Here is a 5,212-nt window from a genome sequence, read left to right on the forward strand (position 1 = left end):
AATAATGCCCTTTCCATCAAAAACCTCAAAACTTGCTTCATTTTTTTATTTTGCCCGATGGATAGTTAGATTCACCTTGTTTGTTTCGCACATAAAAGTAGAAAGATGAACAGGTTCATCATCTGCATCAAAAGCAATCTTTAAAATTCTAAACAAGTTTGCACCAACGTCACATTCCAATAATTTTGCATATTCTGTTGTGGCGCCAATTACATCAATGATTTTATCGTTACTAATAATTTCAGTTTGATACTCTTTGGAAAGAGTTTTGTAAGTTGATTCATCCATTGCAATTTTCTTTTCTAAATCGGGAAAACGAATTAAAGGAAAATGAGCGATATCATAAAAAAGCGGATGATCATTTACATACATGAGACGCTCCAGCTCCAAAACAGGACTTCCTTCATCAATTAAAAGGTGGCCTGCAACTTCTTCCGATGCCGGTATAACTTCGCTTCTTAAAATACGGGAGTTCGGAATCATGCCTAACTGATGGCTAAACTCTGAGAATCCGCTTACAGACAATAATTCATTGTGGAATTTATTAGTTGTAACAAAGGTACCTCTGCGTGGAACCCGCGTCAAAGTCCCTTCCTTCACCAATTCCTCAATAGCTTTTCGGATTGTGATACGGCTTACATTATAGATCTCACAAAGTTCAGCTTCAGTTGGAATTTGTTCATCTGGTTTGTATTTTCCCTGCTGGACATCATTCTTCAACATTTGCCTTATTTGCATATATAACGGCTGGGGAGTTGAAGGATTTAAATTCATACTTACTCATCCTTATCCATAATAGATTATATATTCTCTATTATACATAGATTTCCAAAGCCCGTCACCAAGCACCGAAATAGCGAATTGTTTTGGCTGCCGTTTTAGATCCCAATTCCATGCATTCATCAATAGAAAACCCTTTTAATATCCCACAAAGGAAACCTGCTATAAAAGAGTCTCCCGCTCCCATTGTATCTACTACCTCCGTTTCCACTATCTCGCTTCGATAGAATCGTTTCCCATCATAGGCAAGGGCACCGTTCACACCTAAAGTTGCTATTGCGATCTTAGATCCTTGATTTTTTACACTCTTTAAGAATTGGCGGATATAGTCATCGTCCTTTGTATATGAGAAAAAAGAATAGTTTACAAATGGCGATAAGCTTTTTAGCAAGTCATGGTCGAGTTGATCGGAAAAGTCAAAGGAAGTAAGCAAACCCATCTCTTTGAAAAGGGGATACTTTTTATCGACATGTCCCCAAATTCCTGCGTGTACAAGTTGGTGTGTTCCAACGAAATCTACTTCTTCACTCGTTAAGAAGAAGCTAGCCATAACACCTTCATCATAGTCTCCAAAACAACGGTCATTTCCATTTAACTCAACCTGTGTGACTGCCGTTTTCCCTTCTTTCTTTGAAAGATGAGTAATATTTACACCCTTTTCTTGGATTTTCTCCCTCATCAAGTCTCCGTATTTATCAGAGCCTACCCAGCCGATATAAGCGGAGTCAGCGCCTAATCCCTTTAAATATACTGCCACATTTACTGAATTTCCTCCGGGGTATGCTCTATCATTTGGCTGATATACATCCATGCAATTGTCCCCGACCGTCACAATTTTCATCAGTCCCCCTACTTTCTCTCTTATTAAGGAATGAGCACTACAAAGTAGCGCCCATCAGTTTCTTAATATGCCATTTGTCGGTAATATCTTCTAAGGGTTAATGGATGATTTCTTTCACGCTCCAGATGAACACTGATCCGGCTTAATAAAGCCCAGTTGATGCTGACAGAAAAGTGCTTTCTGAATTCTTCGCTGATTCCTTCCATTTCAAAATCTTTTGTGTCGATAACAGTAAGCTGTTTTGTAATTTTTTCAGCAAATCTCTCTACACGATCCATCAGTGGTCTAGTCTCATCTTCGCCCTTCAGCAAAATAACACTCGTGTCTTCAACAACCAATTCGAGTGTTCCGTGGAAGAACTCGGCTGCATGAATCGATTTTGCATGAATCCATTGCATTTCTTCCAGGATGCACATTGCGTAGGAATACGTATTGCCCCACAAGTTACCGGAACCAACCATCATATGATAATCGGTATCTTTATGCTTACTGGCAAACTCTTCAGCTTTCGCATCAAACGCCTTCACGGAATTTAAAATGGCTTTTGGTAGCAACGCAACTTCGTTTGTAAATTGCTCATATTGCGGAAATTCATTGTTATTGTACATGAACCGGAAAACTACCATATAGAGAAGCATGAAGAAGGTATCAAACGAATGTGTTTCAGATCCAGTCGTGATGCAATAGTCGACAACTTGAGTTAGCGGTGTGTTTGGCTCTGCTACCAATGCAATCGTAGTAGCGCCTCTTTCCTTGCAAAGTTTAGCCGCTGCGACTGTTTCTTCAGTTGTTCCAGACACGGATGTGAAAATACAAACAGAGTCTTTGCTAAAGCGTTTATTGTTCATCACCATAAATTCTGCTGCTATTTCCGCCTGCACTTCAATTGTTGAATTAGATTTCAAAATATATTCGTAAGGATACATCATAGCAATCGTTCCACCAGCACCGATCAAAAAAATATTGCTATATCCTTTCTTGCAAATCTCATCTACAAAATTTTCAATTTGTTCTCTGTAAGCAAGGCCTTCTTCTTCGACAAGCCTCAAAAATAATTCTTCATCATATTTTAGCATTACTATTTTCCTCCTCATATCTCATTTGTTATGTCTTGTATTATAGTCTAGTATAACAAATTATACAATTTTATTTCTTCTTTCTTATTCAGCTGGACTGACTTTTTCTGCTTCAACTTGCCAAGCTACTGTATTCTCGCTTGTTCTGCCGCCATATTTCTTTTCCCAGTAGTAATAGACGGGTAGACCTGTTGCAACAACGATTAAGGCAGCAATCATGCCTTCAATTGGAGCCCAAGTGAATGTACCCCATGCAAGCCAAGCGGCACCCAGAATTGCCAGCATCGTAGTCGCTCTCCACATTGGCATGCGATAAACCGGTTTATAATCTCCTCTTTTACGGCATTTGTAAACCGCAGCAAAATCCATAATATTAATAAGTAGTTGTATAAGTGTGAAATATCCTAACAAAGCAGTCAGGTTGCTGAACATAACTAGAATACATGCATAAGTCACTTGAACAATAATCGAAAAGCTAGGCGTTTCGTATTTTGGATGGACTTTCGCAAAACGTTGAAAGAATAAACCGTCTTTTGCCATCGCATATTCCAAGCGCGGCTGGAACATGATGCATGAGCTCAAAGATCCCAAGATTACAATAATGGCGGTAACCGCCACAAATGACGAAGCAATATCAGACAGTCCCGGTATAAACTTTACAGCGTCTGACAACGCCGCATTGGAAGCAAGAAGACTCTCGAAAGGCATTAATCCGATAACACAAATCGCAAGCAAGGTATATAAAGACATAACTATTAAGATGGAGGAGATTAGGGCACGCGGGAGAACCTTGCCCGGGTTTTTGAATTCCCCTGCCATAAAGCAAATTGCGGCCATTCCTGTGTAAGCCCAAGTAGTTGCAGATACACCGCCGATTAAACTTGTTGGCCCCGATCCAGAAGGAGGTGTATATGAAAAATTCCCAGGATTCATATACATTAACCCTAAACCGATAACAATCAAAAAGGGAACGATTTTAACCACTGTAATAATAACCTGGAACAACCCTCCTTCTTTGACACTGCGGTAATGAATAGCAGTAATAGCTAAAATAATGGCGATGCCAAGCAACTTTCCAGGCAGACCATCGAAAAATGGCAGAAACGTCGATATATACGAAACAAGCGCTAACGCCATAATTGCAATAGAAGGAGGATCTAAAGCCCAAAATGTTGCCCAGCCATACAGGAAGCCTAAAGGCCGCCACCCGGCTTTGTTCAAGTAAACGTAACCGCTTCCATTTTGCGGATAGGCAGTTGATAATTCGGCCAATACCATAACTTGTGGAATGGCGATCAGCCCGCCTATTACCCAAGCAAGAATTGAAAGTGAAGGGCTTCCAGCAGCACGGGCAACATCTCCTGATGATACAAAAATACCCGATCCTATTGTCGTTCCGACCGCAATTGCTAAAGCTGCCCAAAAACCAAGCTTTCTTGTTAGTACGCCATTGTTCATACGAGTTCCTCCAAATGGTTAGATTCTAAATTCTTTTAATTTTATAAGGGAGTTCATAAGTGCGGTTTGAGGATCTTGATAATAAGCCGAACCCATTATTTCCAAGGTACAAATTCCTTCATATCCATGGCTATGAAGGCTTTTTAAATGCTCTCGCCAGTCTTGGACACCATCGTCCAAAGATAAATGGGCATCACTTTGGCCATCCCCATCTATTAAATGAAAGTGACTCAACTCGGGCAACATCGAAAAATAATCATCCGGCGTTTCATCAGCTAACTGCATCGCCACTGCATCAATCATTCCTATTAACGAAGGCGATTGGATTTTTTCTATCATCTTTTTTAAACCTTTGAAGTTGGTAATTAGATTAGATTCAAAGCGGGTTAAAGGCTCTAAAGCAAGCGTTAGCCCTTCCTTCTCAGCCACTCTAGTTAATTGATAGATAGAGTCACTTGCGTATTTCCACGACTCTTCTTGTGATACAGAAAAATCCCCAATTCCTGAAGTGACCAACATTTTATCGGTACCCAATTCCAAAGCTGCATATAAGTTATCTATGAAATAATCAATGCTAATTTTTCGCCAGTGGGAGTCGGAAGCCGCAATATTATACGGATAAACGCATTGTTCTGGAGTATAGCAGACAATTTTCAAGCCTCTGGATCGTATCTCTTTTTTCATAGTTCTAATATTTCCAAGTGCGTTTCGATAAACAAATAGATGAGGCTCTCCAGCCCATAATTCAATATTTTCAATATCCAATCGTTTCATAGACTCTAAAAAATAAAGAAAAGGAAAATGCTTAAAGGTAATATTCATTCCTGCGACATGCAAATAGTTCACCTCCTTCATGAAAACATTTTATTTGTTATGTCTTGTATTATAATTTAACAATACATTAAAAACAATCTAAATTTTTGGAACTTTCAATAAAAATACACTTTTCTCTGAACGAACTGAACCCCAAATTGGAGACACTTTAATAAAGTGACCATATTTGGGATTTTTTTCTGTTTTTTAGCCTTGGTATACCAAAGATATCTAAATCGGACGG

The 5,212-nt window shown here is 39.3% G+C and carries 5 protein-coding genes; all 5 read right to left on the reverse strand.

Annotation, left to right across the window (positions count from 1 at the left end):
- Positions 1–45 precede the first annotated feature (45 nt).
- The gene (locus tag RUH74_RS24015; protein ID WP_090566857.1) at positions 46–774 is read right to left on the reverse strand and encodes a GntR family transcriptional regulator; all 729 of its coding nucleotides are present in this window, start codon (positions 772–774) and stop codon (positions 46–48) included.
- 64 nt (positions 775–838) lie between these two features.
- A complete protein-coding gene (gene frlD, locus RUH74_RS24020) occupies positions 839–1,621 on the reverse strand; it encodes a fructoselysine 6-kinase (protein WP_313805374.1) in 783 nt (260 codons plus the stop codon).
- 62 nt (positions 1,622–1,683) lie between these two features.
- Positions 1,684–2,697 (reverse strand): SIS domain-containing protein, encoded by a 1,014-nt coding sequence (locus RUH74_RS24025; RefSeq protein ID WP_093494969.1) that lies wholly within the window; start codon positions 2,695–2,697, stop codon positions 1,684–1,686.
- A gap of 84 nt (positions 2,698–2,781) precedes the next feature.
- The gene (locus RUH74_RS24030) at positions 2,782–4,155 is read right to left on the reverse strand and encodes an amino acid permease (protein ID WP_090566848.1); all 1,374 of its coding nucleotides are present in this window, start codon (positions 4,153–4,155) and stop codon (positions 2,782–2,784) included.
- 18 nt (positions 4,156–4,173) lie between these two features.
- Positions 4,174–4,992 carry a TIM barrel protein gene (locus RUH74_RS24035; protein ID WP_313805386.1) on the reverse strand — a complete coding sequence of 273 codons (819 nt, stop codon included), beginning with the start codon at positions 4,990–4,992 and terminating at the stop codon, positions 4,174–4,176.
- Between the last annotated feature and the right edge of the window lie 220 nt (positions 4,993–5,212).

This window comes from Cytobacillus sp., from assembly GCF_032154635.1.
Taxonomy (GTDB): Bacteria; Bacillota; Bacilli; order Bacillales; family Cytobacillaceae; genus Cytobacillus.

Bases quoted from the DNA above. Each gene is read 5' to 3' on its own strand.
- frlD (WP_313805374.1), bottom strand. From the start codon at position 1,621: ATGAAAATTGTGACGGTCGGGGACAATTGCATGGATGTATATCAGCCA.
- RUH74_RS24030 (WP_090566848.1), bottom strand. From the start codon at position 4,155: ATGAACAATGGCGTACTAACAAGAAAGCTTGGTTTTTGGGCAGCTTTA.
- RUH74_RS24025 (WP_093494969.1), bottom strand. From the start codon at position 2,697: ATGCTAAAATATGATGAAGAATTATTTTTGAGGCTTGTCGAAGAAGAA.
- RUH74_RS24015 (WP_090566857.1), bottom strand. From the start codon at position 774: ATGAATTTAAATCCTTCAACTCCCCAGCCGTTATATATGCAAATAAGG.